Raw genomic sequence first — 17,434 nt, forward strand, 5'->3', positions numbered from 1 at the left:
ACTGGTACAACTACCACCGACCCCACACCGGCATCGACGGCCACCCACCAGCCAGCCGCGTCACCAACCTGTCCGAACAACACACCTAGGGCCTGTCCGGCGGATCTTCGGCTGCGGGCCGTCGTTGCCGCCTGCGGCGGCGAGCGCCCTGCGCAGCGGTGGTGCGGACAACGCGGGCCGTGGCGCCCGTTCACCCGACCCGCCGGACACGGCCTAGTACGCCGGGCCCTCCGAGGGCGGGCCCCCGGGGCCGTCGGTCGTGCCGCCCGTCGGGGGCGAGGAGCCCGGTGCGGGCGACGACTCGTCGGACGACGGTGTGTCGCTCCCGTAGTCGCTGGACGTCCCCGGCGACTCGCCGCCGCCGCCGGGCGGCGGGGCACTCTGGTCATTGGCTCCCGTCGAGTCCCCGCGGTGCCGCTTGATCCACTCACCGGTGCGGGGGTCGTAGATCCAGAAGATGTTGATGACCGTGGTGGACCGCTGGACCACCACCGACTTCTTCTCCTGGTAGGAGGGCCACGCCTGGCCCTTGGGCTTGACGTCGCCCTTGACGGCCACCGGCTCCTTCAGCGGGTTTCCGCACGCACAGCGCACCCGCGGCACACCGCGGTCGTCGACCAGCACGGCCGTACCCGCCTGGAGGACGTCCTGTCGGCTGGTGGCGGCGCCGTCGCGGTAGCCGTGGTTGGTGACCCGGGTGTCGTAGCGCAGTTGTACGGGCGTCAGCCCGCGCAGATACTCCGGGATCCGGCTCTGCTCGATGCCCGCGGCCTGCGCCCAGGCACGCCCCTTGTCCTGATTTTCCGTCAGGTAGTTGATCTGTTTCTCGACATCGCAGGCGGCGACGTTCTGGGTGCCGCCGTAGAGGCCCTGGGTCGACCCCGAGAACGACGGGTTCCGCCCTCCGTCAGCGGGCGGATCCGGGGGTTTGGCCCCGCCCGTGTCGGACTGCTTCGCCGTCGACTTGGAGTAGGGGTCGGGCCCCTCCGCGGACGCCGCCTGGAGGAAGACCTCACCTCCCCCGCCACCCGGCCGGGTGAAGAAGATGACGAGCGCGACGGCCGCGACCAGGGCGCCGGCGACGAGGGCGACCCGTGGAGCGGACCGCCACCAGGGCCGGCGGCCGCCGCCGGTCCCCCCACGACCGTCGGAGGGTGGACCCGGCGGCTGCCCGGGACCGGACGGGCCAGAGGGGCCAGAGGGGCCGGATGGGCCGGACGGGCCGTATCCGCCGCCCGAGCCGCCGGGCGGCGGCGCCGCGGGCCGGCCCGGCTCCGTCGGCCGGTGCGACGACCCGTAGGACCCGGGCTCGGAGCCCTGACCGGACAGCGGTCCGGACGGCGGGCCGGTGGGGCGTTTTCCTGACGGCGGTTCGGAAGTCACGGCCCTTCTCCCAGGCATTGACGGTGACGCGGATCGAGTCGGACCGGATCGGCTTGAAGGACCGAAGACGCTCTCCGTCCCGCACTGTTCCGCCGAGTTCCGCATATCGGTCTGTTTCATCTGTTTTCGCTCCGCTCATTGTGTGTCCGGAACCCGCGCCGCCCGCAAGCGGGAGCGCGCACCCGGGGGTGCGGGTCCCCCGCCCGCCCTCGCGGGCGGGCGGCTCGGCGCCCCCGTGCGTACGTTGGGAGACACCGCGAGCCGCACAGCCCCACCGAGACCCGTCGAGACCCGTCGAGCCCCCCGGAGTCAGCGTTGAGCAGCCAGCCGCCAAGGTCCGCGCCGGGCAGGGCGCTCGGCGAGGTACGCGCCTGGCGGGACGCCCTCGCCACCGTGGCCGCCGGGATCCTCGCCCTCTTCGTCGTCGCCGCACTCGGGCTGTGGGCGGCGGGCGCGGCGACCCTGCCGGGCGGCGCGTTCCCCCGTGTGGTCGCCGCCACCGTGGTCACCGCCGTCGGAGGCACGGTGCGGCTGTCGGGTGGTGCGGGCCCGATCGCCCAATCGGGCGGGGGGCTGGACGTCGTCCCCCTCTCGGTGACCCTGGCCGGTGCCCTGGCGATCGCCGTGGTCTTCCTGCTGCCGCTGCGCCACCACGCGGTGGTGAGCGGGCCCCAACTGCTCGCGCGGATCGCCCGTACGGCCGTGCTGTGGCTGCTGGCCCTGCTGATCGTCGCGCTCTGCGCGAAACACACCTTCCGGATCAGCCTGGGCGACGCGGCCCTCGATGACATCGGCGACCTCCTCGGCGCCACCCCGTCCGTCGGTTTCCAGGCGGCTGTGGGCTCCACCCTGGGGTTCGGGCTGCTCTGGCTGCTGGTGCTGCTCGCCGTGGCGTCGGCGGTGTCCCGCAGGACGCCGCTCCCGCCGCGGCTGCTGCCGTTCCAGGGCTCGGTGCGGCCCGCCGCCTTCGCGATGCTGGTCGTTCTGCTGGCCTACGTCGTCCTCGGCCTGGTCATCGGGGTGGTCATGCTCTTCACCCGCGGGCACCCGGACCAGACCGCGGCCGTCCTGCTGCTCGGGCTGCCGAACCTGGTCTGGCTCGCCTTCGGTGTGGGGCTCGGCGGCGCGTGGGAGGGCAGGGTGCCGAATCCCATCGGTCTGCCCATGCCCAGGGCCCTGGCCGCGGTGCTGCGTCAGCGCGACGGTGAGGCGACGGCCACGGTGGATCTGGGCGCGCTCGCGGAACAGGACGGCCGCGCCTGGCTGTTGGTGGTCCTCGCGGCGGTCGCGCTGCTGGCCGCCGGGTTGCTCATGGCCGTACGGTCACCGGCCGACACCCGGCCGTGGCAGCACGCCGTGCGGCTCGGGATCGCCGTGACGATCACCCTGCTCGTCGTGGGAGTGCTGACCCGCGTCTCGGCCCGCTTCGGTCTGTCCCTGTTCGGCATCGGCGACCTCGACGCCTTCGGCGGTGAGGTGCTGCTGCGGCCCCGGCTGTGGCTGCTGGTGGGCGCCGGCCTGCTGTGGGGGCTGATCGCGGGCTTCCTGGGCGGCCTGTTCACCACCCGGGTCCGGCGGCGCGGCAAGGTGACGTAGCCCTGTCCGGCGGTTCAGGGGCGCCGCACCACGCTGCACGGCTGGATTCGGCTGAGCTCAGCCGAAACAGCCCGTCCGGCGATTGAGGACGCGCCCGCAGGGCGCTCGCCGCCGCAGACGGCAACGACGGCCCGCAGCCGAGGACCCGTCAGGCACCCCCTAGATGTGTTGTCCCGGGAAGACAGGCGCCGCCCAGCGCGGCGGGGGCGGCGGGGGTTTCCGCTCCGGGGGCAGCCCCGCGGGCCGCGGATCGACGCGGGTCTGCTCGTGCCCGCGCCCGCGCGGGGGCTCCTCGGGGACCGCGCCCGTACCGGCCCGGCGCAGGGCGCTGACGAACAGCAGGCAGGAGTCGTAACGGTCCTCGGGTGCCTTGGCGAGGGCTTTCATCAGCACTTGGTCGACGGCCGGGGTGAGGTCGGGGCGGCGCTCGGATACCGGGGGCGGCGGGTCGTTCTGGTGCGCCCACAGCAACGCCATGTCGTCGTCGCGCTGGAAGGGCGGGCCGCCGGTCAGCATCTCGTACACCACGCAGGCCAGGCTGTAGACGTCGCAGCGGCCGTCGACCGGCTTGCCCGAGATCTGCTCGGGTGCGACGTAGTCGAGGGTGCCGACGAACTGGCCCACCGTGGTGAAGCCGGTCAGCGACAGCGACTTCTTCGTCAGCCCGAAGTCGGTGAGATACACATGCTCGGGATGGTCGCTGTCGGTGCCCTCCGCGACGAGGATGTTGCCCGGTTTGACGTCCCGGTGCACCAGGTCGTGCGCGTGGGCGGCGTCCAGGGCGGAGGCGACCTGAAGGCCGATGCGGCAGGCGTCGACGACGGGGAGCCGACCGGTCCGGTCGAGCATGGCCCGCAGGTCCTGGCCCGCCACGTAGCGCATGGCGATGAAGAGGACGCCCTCGGTCTCCCCGGCCTCGAACACCGGCACGATGTTGGGGTGGTCGATGGCCGCCGCGACCCGCGACTCATGGGCGAAGCGCTGCCGGAAGGTGTCGTTGCGCGCCAGCTCCGGAGCCAGCAGCTTGAGGGCGACCGTCCGCCCGAGCCGCAGGTCCTGGGCGCGGTAGACGACGGCCATGCCGCCGCGCCCGATCTCGCCCTGCACGCGGTAGGCGGCGATCTGACGGCCGATGAGGTCGGACTGCCGACCGATCGGCACGTCCCCGCGCGTACGGTCGTCGGGGCCCGCCATCAGCGGTCACCGAGCACGGTGGTCGGCGGCGCTCCGGGCTCGTCGGCCTCTTCCGCACCGGCGCCCGGCTCACCCCCTGTCCGCGAGGCGGCGTCCGAGGCGGCCTCCGGCACCGCGAACGCGGCCATCGCCGTCCCGTCGCAGTAGCACCAGCGGTCGTGCTCCGCGTCGTAGACCCACATCGCCTCGCCGTCGACGACGGCCCCGATCCGCAGCCCCTGGGTGGTGTGGCGGAACGTCTCCCCGTCCATCCGGCCCGCCGCCAGATCCTCCACCGCCCGGCGATAGCGGCCGACCGTTTCCTCGACCCGGGCCAGCAGCGCCCGCGCGTCGGCCGTGCGGGCGAGCTGCTGCCCGGCGGACGGCGGGCCCTGCGGCACCGGTATCAGCAGCCGGGCGTCGACCCACGCCGACCATCCGTTGAGGCAGAGCACCTGCCCCCAGTCGCCCCGCCGCTCCAGCAGCCGCACCGGCAGCAGCGCGTCGAGCGGCTCGGTCGCCACCAGCCCGTCCGGGGCCGTCCAGGTCGGCATGCCGTCCCCGGGCACCACGTGCGTGGGACGGAAGCCGGCGGCCGGGCCCACGGCGGCCGCGACGACGGACTGGGGTGGATACGCTGCGTTCATCAAGGCTCCCGCCTGCTACTTGCGCATGATGGCGGGCTCGTGGCGGCGCAGCAGTCGCGCGACGATGACGCCGAAGGCGACCGAGAGCACCACGAGCATGCCCATGTTCATCAGCCAGGTGCCCGCCGAGTGGTCGAAGAGCGGATCCGAGGTCAGTTTGCCCGGCACGATCCGCTCCAGCCCGACCGTGCCGGCCATCGCGCCGAGCGCCCAGCGCGAGGGCACCAGCCATGCCAGCTGTTCCAGGCCGGGCACCCCGGCCAGCTTCAGCAGCGCCCCGCAGAAGACGACCTGGACGATGGCGAGGAGGACCAGCAGCGGCATGGTGACCTCCTCCTTGCGTACCAGTGCCGACACCACCAGGCCCAGCATCATGGCGGTGAACGACAACAGCGCCACGGCCAGCGCGATCTCGACGAGTGGTGGGAAGAACACGCCCTTGCCGCCGGGCGCGTTGATGTTCACGCCGAACAGCCCGACCAGGGTCAGCACGACGGCCTGCACCACCGTGATCAGCCCCAGCACCACCACTTTGGACATCAGATACGCGGATCTGGACAGGCCGACGGCTCTCTCCCGCTGGTAGATCACCCGTTCCTTCACCAGCTCGCGCACCGCGTTGGCGGCCCCGGTCAGCACGCCGCCCACGCACAGGATGAGCAGTGCGTTCATCGCCGAGTCCGGGGTCAGTTTGCTGCCCGCGAGCGCCCGGGCCATCGCGCCCATCACGAACGGCAGCGCGATCATGATGGCGAGGAAGGTCCGGTCGGCGGTGAGCGCCGCCGCGTACCGGCGTACCAGGGTGCGCAGTTGGGCGCCCCAGCTCTGTGCCTTCGGCGGCTCGGCGGCCGCCTCCGGCGCGTGGACCCCGTCCAGCCGGGGCTGTTCGGTGGCCGCCGCGATGTACTGGCGGTAGTGCGAGGAGGCGCGGTACTGCCCCGCCCAGTCGCGCCCGGCTTCGGCCTCGAACGCTTCGAAGGCCTCCGGCCATTGCGCGTAGCCGAAGAAGTCGAGGGTCTCGTCGGGCGGTCCGTAGAAGGCGATCCGCCCGCCGGGGGCGAGGACCAGCAGCCGGTCGCACACGTCCAGGCTGAGGACGCTGTGTGTGACGACGATGACGGTGCGGCCGTCGTCGGCGAGGGTGCGGAGCATGTGCATCACGGAGCGGTCCATGCCCGGGTCGAGGCCGGAGGTCGGCTCGTCGAGGAAGAGCAGCGACGGCTTGGTCAGCAGTTCCAGGGCGACGCTGACGCGCTTGCGCTGGCCGCCGGAGAGGCTGTGGATGGGCTGGTCGGCGCGCTGTTGAAGGCCCAGTTCGCCGATCACCTCCTCCACCCTGGCCTGCCGTTCGGCCTGTGCGGTGTCGCCGGGGAAGCGCAGCTCGGCGGCGTAGCCGAGGGCGCGGCGCACGGTCAGCTGGGCGTGCAGGATGTCGTCCTGCGGCACCAGCCCGATGCGCGCCCGCAGCTCGGCGTAGTCCCGGTAGAGGTCACGGCCGTCGTAGACCACGGTGCCCCGATCGGCGGGGCGCTGTCCGGTGAGCGCGTTGAGCAGCGTCGATTTGCCCGCGCCGCTCGGGCCGACGACCGCGAGCAGGCTCTTCTCGCCGACGGGGAACGACACATCCTCCAGCAGGGTCTTACGGCCCTTGTCGACCTGCACGAGCAGGTCCTGGACGTCGAGCGAGATCTCACCGGTGTCGACGAACTCCTGGAGTTCGTCGCCGACCAGGCAGAACGCGGAGTGGCCGATGCCGACGATGTCGCCCTGGGCCACCGGGGCCCGCTGCACGGACCGGCCGTTGAGATACGTGCCGTTGTGGCTGCCGAGGTCCACGATCTCGTGGCCGCCGTCGGCGGTGGCGCGCAGTTCGGCGTGCCGGCGGGAGACGACGAGGTCGTCGACGACGAAGTCGTTGTCGCCGCCGCGGCCGATCCGGACGGTCCGGGTGGGCAGGGGGCGTACGGAGGTGGGGCTGCGGAACGTGCCCGTGGCGGACGGCAGCGAGACGGACGAGGGGCGCCCCGCCGAGTGGGCCACGCCTTTGAGCCGCGCGGCCGGGCCGTCGTCGGGGTTGCCGAACCGGATGACGCTGCCCGGCCCCACGTCCTCCGCACGCACCCGGTGGCCCTCGGTGTAGGTGCCGTTGGTGCTGTCGCTGTCCTCGAGCGTCCAGTGGTCCCCGACAGGGCGCAGCACCGCGTGGTGCCATGAGACCCGAAGGTCGTGCAGCACGATGTCACTCAACGGATCGCGCCCCACGTGGTAGGTCCGGGTCGGACTCATCACCTGCGAGCCGCCGTCGGCTTCGACGACGAGTTCGGGGGCGGGGGGCGCGACCGACCGCTCTCCCATGTTTGGATTCTACGGCGGACCGTCCGGCCTCGCCTGTTCAAGGGGGCGCCCCGGCCCGCCCTTCGAAGGGAAGCCCAGTGGTGTCGTCGCAGCCCGGGGCCGCCGAGCGGCTGCCCGTCTTCGTCTACGGGACGCTCCGCCCCGGACAGGGCAACCACGCTCGTCTGCTCGTCGGCCGCACCACGGCCGAGGAGCCCGCCCGGCTGCGCGGCGCGGTCCTGTACCCGGGCCCGGGCTACCCGTACGCGGTGAGCGCCCCGGAGGGGCCCGACGGGAACGTGATCCGGGGCGACCTGATCACTTTGGCCCCGGCGCGGTACGCGGAGCTGCTGGCGGCGCTGGACGAGTTGGAGGGCTACGCTCCCGGCGATCCGCGCAATCTCTACGAGCGGGTCGCCCGCGAGGCCCTCCCGGACAGCGGTGGCACGGTCCGCGCCTGGGTCTACCTCGCCGCGGACCGCCTGGCCGGGCGGCTGCGCGACATCGGCACCCCACTGCCCGGCGGCGACTGGCTCTGCTGAGATACCCGGGGTCTGTCCGGCGGATCTTCGTCGTGGATCAGCGAGCGGCGTTGGGTCACCTCCCGGCGGTCGCCGGTGGAGCGTGCGATCGCAAGGCGGGGGATCGCCCTCGTACCGGGCGCACTCGGGGACTTTCGACAACGCGGCGTGCGCGCGTGCCGGGCACCACTGGGAGCCCGCGAAGATCCGCCGGACAGGCCCTGGTGGGGTTCCGGACCCGTGGCTTACGGTGCCCACTGGACGTAACGATCATGACGGGTGAGGCAGAAGGAGAGACGGTGGCGGAGCGAGCGTTGATCGCGGGTGTGGGCGGCCACGAGCCGAGGGTCGACCCGGGGGCGTTCACCGCGCCGACGTCGGTGGTGATCGGCGAGGTGACGCTGGCGGCGGGCGCGAGCGTCTGGTACCACGCCGTGCTGCGGGCGGACTGCGGTCCCATCACGCTGGGCGCGGACAGCAACATCCAGGACAATTGCACGGTCCACGTGGATCCGGGGTTCCCGGTCAGCGTCGGCGAGCGGGTGACCGTCGGCCACAACGCCGTTCTGCACGGCTGCACGGTCGAGGACGACGTGCTGGTCGGGATGGGGGCCACGGTCCTCAACGGCGCGGTGATCGGGGCCGGTTCGCTGGTCGCCGCCCAGGCCCTCGTCCCCCAGGGCATGCGGATCCCCCCGGGTTCCCTGGTCGCGGGCGTCCCGGCCAAGGTCAGGCGGGAGCTGACCGACCAGGAGCGCGAACACATCAGGCTCAACGCCACGATGTATCTGGAGCTGGCCAAGCAGCACCGCGACGTGGCGACGGGCGGCGCGGGCGCGTAGGGCCTGTCCGGCGGATCGCGGGGGCGCACCAGCACCACCGCTGCGCGGCGGTGTCCTCAAGCGCCGGACGGGCTTGGCGGCTGAGCTCAGCCAATGCAGCCCGTCCGGCGTTTGAGGACGCACCCGCAGGGTGCTCGCCGCCGCAGGCGGCGACGACGGCCCGCAGTCGAACGGCAACGGCCCGTCCGGACGTACACCCGGACGGGCCGCATACAGGTAGGGCGTGGCCCCGGCCGCCCTCGTTCAGTCGTTGACCGCGACGGGCTCGGCGGAGGACCGATCGGCACCCGGGCCACCGGCCGCTTCGGCCTCGGCACGCTTGGCGGCGGCCTTCTTGGCCCGCAGACGCATCACCAGCAGGGAACCGAGGCCGAACACCACGGCGGCGGCCAGGCCGACGTAGGAGAACTTCTTGATCCAGTCCTCGGCGACCTTGCCGACGGTGTAGATCACCGCGACCGTGCCACCGGCCCAGACGATGCCACCCAGCACATTGGCGATCAGGAACTTCCAGTACGGCATCTTCAGCACGCCCGCGAGCGGACCGGCGAAGATCCGCAGGAACGCGATGAAGCGGCCGAAGAAGACGGCCCACATGCCCCACTTGTGGAAGGACCGCTCGGCGGTGGCCACGTGGTCGGGCCCGAAGTGCTTGGGGAACTTGCGGCCGAGCCAGTCCAGCAGCGGCTGGCCGCCCTTGCGGCCGATCATGTAGCCGATGGAGTCACCGACGATCGCGCCCGCGATGGCGCACGCGCCCAGCACGTACGGGTTGATGTGATCCTGTGTGGCGGCCAGCAGCGTGGCGCTGACCAGGACGATCTCTCCGGGAAGCGGGATGCCGAGGCTCTCCAGTCCGATGACCCCGCCCACCAGCAGGTAGACGGCTACCGCCGGTACTGTTTCGAGCCACTCCTGGATGTGCAACGCCGGTTCCTCCCCGGTTGGTGATCAAATGCCCGGCGTGCGCCACGAGGGCACACGCCGGGCAGCCTACTGGAGGAGAGGACTCCTTCGCGGGGCCGCCGGTTGCTCGGGCGAGGGTCACGACTGGGACAAGGGACCGGCCCAACGGCCGTGGGGCAGGCCGCCCGACGACATCGAAGCGGCGGCCGTCCGGCCCGTGCGGGCACGGATCGGCCGACGCGGCGCCGACCGCTCCGCCGTGGCCGGGGCGCAGCGCCACGGAGGTCCTGGCGGCCGTGCGAGGTCACTGATCCGGCCAACAGGGAAAGCCCCGAAACGCCGACGCGTTTCGGGGCTTTCCGTACTGGGACCGGGTTCCCGCAGGGCCAGGGGTCAGGAATTCGGCCGCAGGGTCCAGACCACGGTCATCTCGCCCGTCACCGAGCCGTCCGCGCGCGTGATCGCGACGTTGACGGGGAACTCCGGGCGCTCCCCCGCTTCCAGCTCCGCGACGACCTCGGCGGCCGGGCGGCCCAGCTCGGCGGTGGCGGTGACCTCGCCCATGGCGAGCTTCTTGTAGCCGATCTCGGCGCGCACGGCCAGCGGCACGGCACGGGAGAGCTGGTCGCCGAAGGCGGCGAGCACGATCGCGCCACTGGCGGACTCGGCGAGGGTGAACATCGCGCCGGCGTGCGGGCCCCCGACGTGGTTGTGGTAGTCGGGCTGGTCGGGCAGCCGGACGACGGCACGCTCGGCGGTCGTCTCGTCGAAGACGAGGTTGAGCGTGCGGGCCATGGGCACAGTGGCCGCGAGCATGTCGCCGATCGAGGGCGTGGTCTGAGACATACCCGCAAGTTACCAGCCGGTAGCAAGGATCGGGAAGGGGCGCCGGTCGGCGACATCACCCACGCCCTCTATGGTTATCGGCCATGTGGCCAGGACAGCAGCCGCCCGGGGGCGAGCAGAACCCGCAGGACCCGATGCAGAAGCCGAACGAGAACCCGTACCAGCAGCCGGGGTACCAACCCAACCCGTATCAGCAGCCGGGTTACCAGCAGCCCAATCCCTACCAGCAGCCCGCCGGGATGCCCGGGGCGCCGGGCCATCCCGGACAGCCGGGCGTCCCGCAGTGGACCCCGCCGGGCGCGCCCGGCGGTCCGCAGCCGCCGCGTGACAACCGCAAGCGCACCACGATGATCGCCATCGGGGCGGCGGTGGCGGTCGTGGCCGCGGCCGTGGTCACCGGGGTCGTCGTGCTGAAGGACGACGACGAGAAGACCGCCGCGAAGGGCGGCGACCCGAAGCCGGCGTCGTCCGCCCCGGCAGCCCCCTCACCGAGCCAGAGCCAGGGCCAGAGCGGGGCGCCGGACGACAATCCGCGCGACGGCGAAGCGGTCAAGCCGGTGATCGACGGATGGAAGGTCGTCGTCAACGGCAAGCGGCACAACGCCTTCGACGTCCCGGCGGACTGGACGGTCCGTTCGCCGACGATGTCGACCGGCTTCGAGGACGAGGACGGCAAGCCCCTGGTCACGATGTCGGGCAACGCCGTCTACAAGGACGGGGAGTGCGCGAAGAACGACCACCGGGCCGGCGCCGGCACCAAGGGCGCGCAGGGCGCCAAGAGTGAGGGCTCGGCCGCCGAGATCGAGTCGCTCAACTGGGTCTTCGCTGCGTTCGACCAGAAGAAGACGGGCCGCTTCGACACCACCAAGGCCAAGCCGTTCAAGAGCGACCACGGCATCACCGGCTACACCGCCTCGGCGACGGTGACGGGCGTGAAGAAGACCGACAAGTGCGTGACGGACGGCAAGGCGTTCGCCGTGACGTACAAGGACACTTCGGGCGACCTGGCGACCTGGATCCTCTACGCGGGCACCGGCTTCGACGGTGAGCTCCCCGACGACACCATCAAGAAGATCATGAGTTCGCTCCGGCCGCTCCAGTCCTCCTGACCGGTTCCGGAACCGCCCCCGCGAACGATCCGCCCGGCCCTGTGGGTTCCGGGCCGCCACCACGGCGGCCCGGACACCCTGCCGGTGTCAGCCGATGCTGAACGAGCCGCCCGGCGGCTCGGGCGACGGCGCCGCGTCCACGTCGTGCACGGGCGCCGCCCCGGCGGTGAAGCGCTCCAGCATCGGTCCGTGCTCGACCCGCGCCGGGAAGGCGTCGCCGGCGGCACGGCGGGCGAGTGCCGTGACGGGCAGCTCGGCGTGCGAGGCGACGAGCACCGCGTTGCCGAAGCGGCGGCCCCGCAGCATCGACGGCTCGGCGATCAGACAGACATGCGCGAAGACTGCCGCGAACGTCGCCACCTGCGAGCGCAGGAAGGTGAAGGGCGCGCCGTCGGCGAGATTCGCCGCGTACCGGCCCTGCGGGCGCAACACCCGGGCCGCGCGGCGCGCGTACTCCACCGAGGTCAGATGCGCGGGCACCCGGGAGCCGCCGAAGACATCCGCGATGATCACGTCGGCGGAGGCGTCGGGCTCGGCCTCCAGCGCCGTACGGGCGTCCGCCGCGCGCACCTCGATCCCCGACCCGTCCCGCAGCGGCAGATATTCGGCGACGAGCGCGATGAGGCCGCGGTCCGCCTCGACGACCCGCTGGCGCGAGCCGGGCCGGGTGGCCGCGACGTAGCGCGGCAGGGTCAGCGCGCCCCCGCCCAGGTGCAGCACATCGAGGGCCCGGCGCGGCTCGGTGGCGGCGTCCACGGCGTGGGCGAGCCGCCGCGCGTACTCGAATTCGAGGTGGGTGGGATCGTCCAGATCCACATAGGACTGGGGTGCGCCGTTCACCGTCAGCAGCCAGGCCCGCGCCCGGTCCACGTCGGGCATCAGCTTGGCGATGCCCCCATCCACGTCCCGGGTCACGGGTATCGGTTCGTCCACTCCCCCATTGTGCCGATGCGCCCGGCTCGTCCGCTCGGCCACCCCCGCGACACGGCACCGCGGTCAGGGCACACCGGCGCCCCCTAGAGCCGCTCGCCCCGGGCCCGGTGCGCGGTGCCGACGGTGAACCCGTCCATCCACATCTGCGTCATCTGCCGGATCACCATCTTGAGCTGCAGGGCCGTGAGCACTTTCTCCAACTGCCCTTGCCGCAGGGCGAGCCTGGCCCGCCGTTCCGCCGCGATGAACAACACCATCTGCTCAGCCCTTTCCAGTGCCCCTTCCCGCCGTTCTTCCATGGCTGCACCCTAGGCTCGGTCCCGCCCGGGGGCACGCGATTATGAATCCCCCGGCAGCAGGCCGGGCCGTTCCCACAGCCCCGGGGGCAGTGGCGGGCCCCGCGGCCGCTGCGGACACCCGGTGTCGGCGGGGCCGACAGCGTGTGACGGGCCGTCCCGGTTCTGTCCCGGCTCCGCGACATCACACCCGCCTTACGCCCGCGTCAGTTACGCTCCATCGATGCTCGAGTCCGCCGCGCCCTCCCCCGGTTTCGGCACGCGCTGCACCCGCGTGCTGCTGTCCCCGTGGTCCCGGCTGGGCCTGCTCGCCGCACTGCTCGCCGCCGCCGCGGTGACCGTGCTGGCGTGCCGCCCGGAGCGGCTGCTGGCCGACGGCTGGCCGCCGCAGTTGTCCGGCGGCGCCGCGGTCGTCCTGTTCGCGGTCGCGTACGGTCTGTGCACCGCGGCGTTCGTACCGCGCCCGATCCTGAACCTCGCCGCGGGCGCGCTCTTCGGCGCGCCCTTCGGTACCGCCGCCGCACTGGCCGGCACCGTCCTCGGCTCGGGAATCGCCTTCGGTCTGGGACGGCTGCTGGGCCAGGACGCGCTGCGTCCACTGGTGCGCGGGCGGTGGCTGCGGGCCGCGGACCGGCAGCTCAGCCTGCACGGCTTCCGCTCGATGATGGCGATCCGCCTCTTCCCGGGCGTGCCGTTCGCGGCCGCCAATTACTGCGCGGCCGTCTCCCGGATGGGCTGGCTCCCCTTCCTGCTGGCGACCGGCCTCGGGAGCGTGCCCAATACCGCGGCCTATGTGATCGCGGGCAGCCACGCGTCGGCTCCCACGTCGCCGGCGTTCATCGCCGCGATGGCCTTCATCGCGCTCACCGGGCTCGCGGCGGTCGTCGTGGCCTGGCGCAAGCGGGGCCGGATGCGCGAGCACGCCTCGTCATGACCTTGGCCGGTTGACGCGGGGCTCCCGACCGGCCCGCGCGCCGGCGTGCGATGCCCGCAGAACGATCCGGCGGGCACACCACCACACGCCCTGTCACGCCATGAAGTCATTCGATTACTCTCGGCATTCATCCCGGTAACCGAACCGGGCGCAGCGCTGGAGGTGGTCGCACATGACGGAACAGCAAGCGGACGACGCGGGCGCGGAAGCTCGTGCGGACCTAGATCCACAGGTGGCGAACGCCGTCCGGACGGGCGCCGCACCCGTTACCGCCGAGGAAGCCGTGGAGGTCGAATCCGAGGGGGTCGTCCGTCATCGGCCGGGCCTCTTGGTGACCGAGGAGCACGCGCCGCAGGCCGGCGCGGGCCCGAGCTTCCGACTCGCACCGTCCGAGAGCTGAGGGGGAATCCGATGTCGCTGTCATTCCGCAACAGCTACCGCACCCTCGTCTCGGTGGCGTACATCAAGCGCTTCCCGAACTGCCCGGAAGGCTGGCTGAAGCGCGGCTGGTGGAACATCCAGCCGGGCGCGACGGTGACCGTGGACGGCGCGAACGTATCGGCCGTCAACCGCTTCTGGTACTTCCACGCCGAGGCCACGGACGGGGCGGTGTGGGCGGGCCCGATCGTCACCTGCGTCACGAACAACGCCTTCGAATGGTGCCTCAACCGGTGTGACCCGCCCACCCGCAATGAGGGGTTCCGCGAGGTCGACGTCAATGGATTCACGAACTTCACGGTCAATCTGACGGCCTGACGACCGCCGGAGGGGAGACTCCCTGGAGATACCCCCCTCCGAACCAGCCGCGGCCTTCGGGCGATCGAGGACTCAGGCCGTGGGCACCCGGTCGAGAAACCCGAGGACACTACGGATCCGGCCGTCCTCGGCCAGCGTGATCACATCGAATCCCGCGACGGGCGCGGAGCCATCGGCGGCGGACACGAGCTCCCAGCCGAACCGCGCGGTGTCGTGGTGTCCGTCGACCGTCCCGGTGTGCCGGAACTCGAAGCCGGGAAACTGCCCGTGGGCGCCCGCGATGACCTCGGCGAGCTGCTCGTGCCCACGGACATCGGCAAGCGGGTCGGTGTAGGACCCGTCCTCCGTCCACGCGGTGGCGACCGCCTTGGCGCGTGCGGCGGGGTCGGTGGCGTTCCAGGCCTCGAAGTAGCGGGCGACGGCGATCTCGTACTGCGACATGGCGAGTTCTCCTCGTTCGGTGCTGAATAAGGGGGTGGGGCGCGGATTTCGAGCCGGAGGGCGCCGGCCCGAAATCCGCTGCCCTCAGCATGCCGAGGCGACGGAAGACGCGCGATTACCTTGCTGGTAAGGGGAACAGCCCGGCCTGCGGGCTACGGCTGTCAGTGCCCGGGGTTCCGCAGGGGGCGCTTGTAATAGCGCCAGGGGAAGGAGCCGGTGCCGACCTGGGTCCAGCCCTCGGCTTCCATCCGCCGGTGCCGGCCGCCGACCGCGAACGGAACCCGGCGGTGCTCCCAGGGGCGGTCGGACGCCTCCACCACGTGGTACAGCGGCCCGTAGTCGACCAGTTCCCAGCGCTCCAGGCCCGCTTCCGCGAGCGCCTGCATCTCGTCGAAGGCGGTCAGTGGAGTCAGCACCCGACGTTCGCCCGTCCCCTCGCCCGTGACGGAGGGGGCCGAGTCGCCCTTGGCGGAGAACCGCTGTTGGGCGGCCTGTCGGCTCACCCCCAGGATGCGGCCCACGGTGTCCCAGCTGTGACCTGCGGCCCGGGCGCCCCGCACCGCCTCGCGCAGGAGCCGACTGGACTCCTCAGCGCCGACCCGGGTGGCGGCGACCAGGCGCAGAAACCCGTCGGGGTCGTGCTCCAGCGACTCGGCCAGCCCGTCGGGCGCCCCGAGGACGGCCCCGGCGATCCCTTCGCGGATCCTGGTGGTCTCTTCGACGCTGAGCGGTTCGGCGGCGCTCATCGGCGCTCGTCGGCGCGGGGCTCCGCGTGGTCGGCCGACCGCAGGGGTTCGAGCGCGTCCAGCGTCTCCCGGTCCCGCCGCATACGCGCCTCCTCGGCCCCCGCCACGTCGGCGACCGCCTGCATCCGCATCGCGCCGGCGATCGCCCCCATCACGGCGACCAGCAGGATTTGGGTGCCGAGGAGAATGGCGAAGGGGCCGTCGCCGAGGTCGTCCGCGGAGGTCACCGCCACGCTGATGAGGCAGACAGCGACGGTGAGCAGGCCGAGCACGGTGGGGAGGAGCGCTGCGGCGGGCTTGGCGGCGGACGCGGGCCGCGTCGAAGTGATCATGGCGTCAATGCTTCCTTGACACCACACCCTCTGTCAACTTTTTCTTGACACTCGATCGACGTGACCCGCCTCCCGGTCGAGTCGGCCGATCAGCTGCCCGGCAGCACGATGGCCGTCACGATCAGCCCGGCACCGGCCGTCCAGCGGCCGGAGAAGCCGTCCACGCGCCGCCCGGCCACCACGGGGCCGGGCACCAGCAGACGGGCCGAGAAGGTCCGCGCGTCGGGGTCGACGTCGATCTCCGCCTCCGAGAAGTCCAACTCCTGGCCGGTCAGTGGGTACCACGTCTTGAAGACGCTCTCCTTCATGCTGAACAGCAGCCGGTCCCAGTGCACCTTTGGGCCGGTCGTGGCGTGGGCCTGGATCCACCGGAGTTCGCTCGGCAGCGCGATGAGGTCGAGAACGCCGTCCGGCAACGGCCCGTTCGGCTCGGCGTCGATGCCGACCGAGACCGCGTCACCCGCTCTGGCCACGGCCGCCGCCCGGTAACCGTCGCAGTGCGTCATGCTGCCGACCATCCCCTCGGGCCACCGGGGCGCACCGCGCGGGGTGGGGACCAAGGGCACGGGCGCCAGTCCGAACCGTCCGAGCGCCTGCCGGGCACACGACCGTACAGCGGCGAACTCGCGCTGCCGCTTCGGCACGGCCCTGGCCACCACCGCCTCCTCCTCCGGGAAGAGGCCCCTCGCGTCGTCCGGCAGATCGGCGAAGGTCTCCACGCCGACCACGGCGGTCGGCAGTATCTCCTCGATCACCGCGCTCCCCCCGCACCGACGGCGCTGCGCTGGGGCAGGATCTGCCGCAGCGGGTCGCGCGGCGTACGGGTGCGCCATTCGCGCGGATAGCCGATCGAGACCTCCTCGAAGCGCACCCCGTCGCTCCACGTCACCCTTGGGATGTGGAGGTGTCCGTAGACGACGGCGGTGGCGCGGAACCGCACATGCCAGTCCGCCGTCAGCTCCGTGCCGCACCACTGGGCGAACTCGGGGTAGCGCAGGATCCTCGTGGGGTCGCGGGTCAGGGGGAAGTGATTGACGAGGACGGTGCGGTGCTCGGGGTCCACGGCCGCGAGGCGGCGCTCGGTCGCGGCCACCCGGGCCCGGCACCAGGCGTCCCGCGTGGGGTAGGGGTCGGGGTGCAGGAAGTGCTCGTCCGTGCAGACGATGCCCGAGTCGTAGGCGATGCGCAGCGACTCCTCCTTCGTCGTCGCGCCGGGGGCCCGGAAGGTGTAGTCGTAGAGCACGAAGAGCGGGGCGACCGTCACCGGGCCGTCCTCGCCCTGCCACACCGGATAGGGGTCCTCGGGGGTGGCGACGCCGAGGGAGCGGCACAGCTCCACCAGGTGCAGATAGCGCCGCTCGCCCCGCAGGTCGACGGGGTCCTTGGGGTGGGTCCACAGCTCGTGATTGCCCGGCGCCCAGATCACTTTGGCGAAACGACCGCTGAGCAGCCGCAGCGCCCATTCGATGTCCGCGTACAGCTCGGCGACGTCTCCCGCCAGGATGAGCCAGTCGTCGTCCGACTCCGGGCGCAGCGACTCGATGATGGCGCGGTTCTCCTGGTACGCCACATGCAGATCACTGACGGCGAGCATTTTCCTCTGGGGCACAGTGGCATCCTTCTCGACGGAGCCCACGCC

20 protein-coding genes are annotated in these 17,434 nt (G+C 72.3%); 7 read left to right on the top strand and 13 right to left on the bottom strand.

The features are described 5' to 3' along the window. Positions 1 to 213: 213 nt before the first annotated feature. Positions 214 to 1,383 (bottom strand): DUF6777 domain-containing protein, encoded by a 1,170-nt coding sequence (locus tag ACZ53N_RS18840; RefSeq protein ID WP_469141952.1) that lies wholly within the window; start codon positions 1,381 to 1,383, stop codon positions 214 to 216. A 315-nt stretch (positions 1,384 to 1,698) separates the two neighbouring features. On the opposite strand from ACZ53N_RS18840, the gene ACZ53N_RS18845 reads away from it, so the two are divergent. After that, a complete protein-coding gene (locus tag ACZ53N_RS18845; protein WP_469141953.1) occupies positions 1,699 to 2,979 on the top strand; it encodes a streptophobe family protein in 1,281 nt (426 codons plus the stop codon). A gap of 159 nt (positions 2,980 to 3,138) precedes the next feature. Here the strand turns inward: ACZ53N_RS18845 and ACZ53N_RS18850 are convergent, their stop codons facing one another. The 3 genes from ACZ53N_RS18850 to ACZ53N_RS18860 are packed head-to-tail and all read right to left on the bottom strand — an operon-like array spanning position 3,139 to position 7,154. After that, a complete protein-coding gene (locus tag ACZ53N_RS18850; protein WP_469141954.1) occupies positions 3,139 to 4,173 on the bottom strand; it encodes a serine/threonine-protein kinase in 1,035 nt (344 codons plus the stop codon). Continuing rightward, on the bottom strand, positions 4,173 to 4,799 hold the full coding sequence (locus ACZ53N_RS18855; RefSeq protein ID WP_469141955.1) for an SH3 domain-containing protein: 627 nt from the start codon (positions 4,797 to 4,799) through the stop codon (positions 4,173 to 4,175). Before ACZ53N_RS18855 ends, ACZ53N_RS18850 begins: the two co-directional genes overlap by 1 nt. 15 nt (positions 4,800 to 4,814) lie before the next feature. After that, entirely contained in the window at positions 4,815 to 7,154 is a 2,340-nt protein-coding gene (locus ACZ53N_RS18860; protein ID WP_469141956.1) for an ABC transporter ATP-binding protein/permease, read from the bottom strand. Positions 7,155 to 7,234: 80 nt separating this feature from the next. Here ACZ53N_RS18860 and ACZ53N_RS18865 point away from each other — a divergent pair, with 80 nt between their 5' ends. Beyond that, complete coding sequence (locus ACZ53N_RS18865) at positions 7,235 to 7,675, top strand: gamma-glutamylcyclotransferase family protein (RefSeq protein ID WP_469141957.1); 441 nt, start codon at positions 7,235 to 7,237, stop codon at positions 7,673 to 7,675. Positions 7,676 to 7,953: 278 nt separating this feature from the next. After that, positions 7,954 to 8,496, top strand: coding sequence for a gamma carbonic anhydrase family protein (locus ACZ53N_RS18870; protein ID WP_469141958.1), 543 nt, complete (start codon positions 7,954 to 7,956; stop codon positions 8,494 to 8,496). Positions 8,497 to 8,739: 243 nt separating this feature from the next. Here ACZ53N_RS18870 and ACZ53N_RS18875 read toward each other — a convergent pair whose 3' ends face one another. Both ACZ53N_RS18875 and ACZ53N_RS18880 read right to left on the bottom strand, forming a co-directional pair. Continuing rightward, positions 8,740 to 9,423, bottom strand: coding sequence for a DedA family protein (locus ACZ53N_RS18875; protein WP_469141959.1), 684 nt, complete (start codon positions 9,421 to 9,423; stop codon positions 8,740 to 8,742). 372 nt (positions 9,424 to 9,795) lie between these two features. After that, positions 9,796 to 10,248, bottom strand: a complete 453-nt coding sequence (locus tag ACZ53N_RS18880; RefSeq protein WP_469141960.1) for a DUF4442 domain-containing protein — start codon at positions 10,246 to 10,248, stop codon at positions 9,796 to 9,798. Between the two features lie 83 nt (positions 10,249 to 10,331). Between ACZ53N_RS18880 and ACZ53N_RS18885 the strand changes: the two genes are divergently transcribed. Then, positions 10,332 to 11,357, top strand: a complete 1,026-nt coding sequence (locus ACZ53N_RS18885) for a DUF8017 domain-containing protein (protein ID WP_469141961.1) — start codon at positions 10,332 to 10,334, stop codon at positions 11,355 to 11,357. An 87-nt stretch (positions 11,358 to 11,444) separates the two neighbouring features. Here the strand turns inward: ACZ53N_RS18885 and ACZ53N_RS18890 are convergent, their stop codons facing one another. Continuing rightward, positions 11,445 to 12,290: a spermidine synthase gene (locus ACZ53N_RS18890; RefSeq protein WP_469141962.1), complete on the bottom strand. Its 846-nt coding sequence runs from the start codon at positions 12,288 to 12,290 to the stop codon at positions 11,445 to 11,447. Between the two features lie 83 nt (positions 12,291 to 12,373). After that, positions 12,374 to 12,589 (bottom strand): hypothetical protein, encoded by a 216-nt coding sequence (locus tag ACZ53N_RS18895; RefSeq protein ID WP_469141963.1) that lies wholly within the window; start codon positions 12,587 to 12,589, stop codon positions 12,374 to 12,376. A gap of 220 nt (positions 12,590 to 12,809) precedes the next feature. On the opposite strand from ACZ53N_RS18895, the gene ACZ53N_RS18900 reads away from it, so the two are divergent. The 3 genes from ACZ53N_RS18900 to ACZ53N_RS18910 all read left to right on the top strand — a co-directional run bounded on the left by ACZ53N_RS18900 (position 12,810) and on the right by ACZ53N_RS18910 (position 14,276). Beyond that, positions 12,810 to 13,520, top strand: coding sequence for a TVP38/TMEM64 family protein (locus ACZ53N_RS18900; protein ID WP_469141964.1), 711 nt, complete (start codon positions 12,810 to 12,812; stop codon positions 13,518 to 13,520). A 172-nt stretch (positions 13,521 to 13,692) separates the two neighbouring features. Beyond that, on the top strand, positions 13,693 to 13,920 hold the full coding sequence (locus ACZ53N_RS18905; protein ID WP_469141965.1) for a hypothetical protein: 228 nt from the start codon (positions 13,693 to 13,695) through the stop codon (positions 13,918 to 13,920). An 11-nt stretch (positions 13,921 to 13,931) separates the two neighbouring features. Continuing rightward, positions 13,932 to 14,276 (top strand): DUF1036 domain-containing protein, encoded by a 345-nt coding sequence (locus ACZ53N_RS18910; protein WP_469141966.1) that lies wholly within the window; start codon positions 13,932 to 13,934, stop codon positions 14,274 to 14,276. A gap of 72 nt (positions 14,277 to 14,348) precedes the next feature. On the opposite strand, the gene ACZ53N_RS18915 is transcribed toward ACZ53N_RS18910, so the two are convergent. The 5 genes from ACZ53N_RS18915 to ACZ53N_RS18935 all read right to left on the bottom strand — a co-directional run bounded on the left by ACZ53N_RS18915 (position 14,349) and on the right by ACZ53N_RS18935 (position 17,389). Next, positions 14,349 to 14,717: a nuclear transport factor 2 family protein gene (locus ACZ53N_RS18915; protein ID WP_469141967.1), complete on the bottom strand. Its 369-nt coding sequence runs from the start codon at positions 14,715 to 14,717 to the stop codon at positions 14,349 to 14,351. 161 nt (positions 14,718 to 14,878) lie between these two features. Continuing rightward, positions 14,879 to 15,463, bottom strand: a complete 585-nt coding sequence (locus ACZ53N_RS18920) for a hypothetical protein (RefSeq protein ID WP_469141968.1) — start codon at positions 15,461 to 15,463, stop codon at positions 14,879 to 14,881. Further along, positions 15,460 to 15,795, bottom strand: a complete 336-nt coding sequence (locus tag ACZ53N_RS18925) for a hypothetical protein (RefSeq protein ID WP_469141969.1) — start codon at positions 15,793 to 15,795, stop codon at positions 15,460 to 15,462. The genes ACZ53N_RS18920 and ACZ53N_RS18925 overlap by 4 nt, the downstream gene beginning before the upstream one ends. 89 nt (positions 15,796 to 15,884) lie before the next feature. Further along, positions 15,885 to 16,550 carry a 4'-phosphopantetheinyl transferase family protein gene (locus ACZ53N_RS18930; RefSeq protein WP_469141970.1) on the bottom strand — a complete coding sequence of 222 codons (666 nt, stop codon included), beginning with the start codon at positions 16,548 to 16,550 and terminating at the stop codon, positions 15,885 to 15,887. Next, positions 16,547 to 17,389, bottom strand: coding sequence for a metallophosphoesterase family protein (locus tag ACZ53N_RS18935; RefSeq protein ID WP_469142054.1), 843 nt, complete (start codon positions 17,387 to 17,389; stop codon positions 16,547 to 16,549). Before ACZ53N_RS18935 ends, ACZ53N_RS18930 begins: the two co-directional genes overlap by 4 nt. Positions 17,390 to 17,434: the final 45 nt, after the last annotated feature.

The organism is Streptomyces sp. NPDC033229, from assembly GCF_055576875.1.

Coding starts and splice junctions, on each gene's coding strand:
- ACZ53N_RS18855 (WP_469141955.1), bottom strand. CDS start 4,799: ATGAACGCAGCGTATCCACCCCAGTCCGTCGTCGCGGCCGCCGTGGGC.
- ACZ53N_RS18860 (WP_469141956.1), bottom strand. CDS start 7,154: ATGGGAGAGCGGTCGGTCGCGCCCCCCGCCCCCGAACTCGTCGTCGAA.
- ACZ53N_RS18920 (WP_469141968.1), bottom strand. CDS start 15,463: ATGAGCGCCGCCGAACCGCTCAGCGTCGAAGAGACCACCAGGATCCGC.
- ACZ53N_RS18915 (WP_469141967.1), bottom strand. CDS start 14,717: ATGTCGCAGTACGAGATCGCCGTCGCCCGCTACTTCGAGGCCTGGAAC.
- ACZ53N_RS18925 (WP_469141969.1), bottom strand. CDS start 15,795: ATGATCACTTCGACGCGGCCCGCGTCCGCCGCCAAGCCCGCCGCAGCG.
- ACZ53N_RS18935 (WP_469142054.1), bottom strand. CDS start 17,389: ATGCTCGCCGTCAGTGATCTGCATGTGGCGTACCAGGAGAACCGCGCC.
- ACZ53N_RS18880 (WP_469141960.1), bottom strand. CDS start 10,248: ATGTCTCAGACCACGCCCTCGATCGGCGACATGCTCGCGGCCACTGTG.
- ACZ53N_RS18850 (WP_469141954.1), bottom strand. CDS start 4,173: ATGGCGGGCCCCGACGACCGTACGCGCGGGGACGTGCCGATCGGTCGG.
- ACZ53N_RS18885 (WP_469141961.1), top strand. CDS start 10,332: ATGTGGCCAGGACAGCAGCCGCCCGGGGGCGAGCAGAACCCGCAGGAC.
- ACZ53N_RS18905 (WP_469141965.1), top strand. CDS start 13,693: ATGACGGAACAGCAAGCGGACGACGCGGGCGCGGAAGCTCGTGCGGAC.
- ACZ53N_RS18895 (WP_469141963.1), bottom strand. CDS start 12,589: ATGGAAGAACGGCGGGAAGGGGCACTGGAAAGGGCTGAGCAGATGGTG.
- ACZ53N_RS18900 (WP_469141964.1), top strand. CDS start 12,810: ATGCTCGAGTCCGCCGCGCCCTCCCCCGGTTTCGGCACGCGCTGCACC.
- ACZ53N_RS18910 (WP_469141966.1), top strand. CDS start 13,932: ATGTCGCTGTCATTCCGCAACAGCTACCGCACCCTCGTCTCGGTGGCG.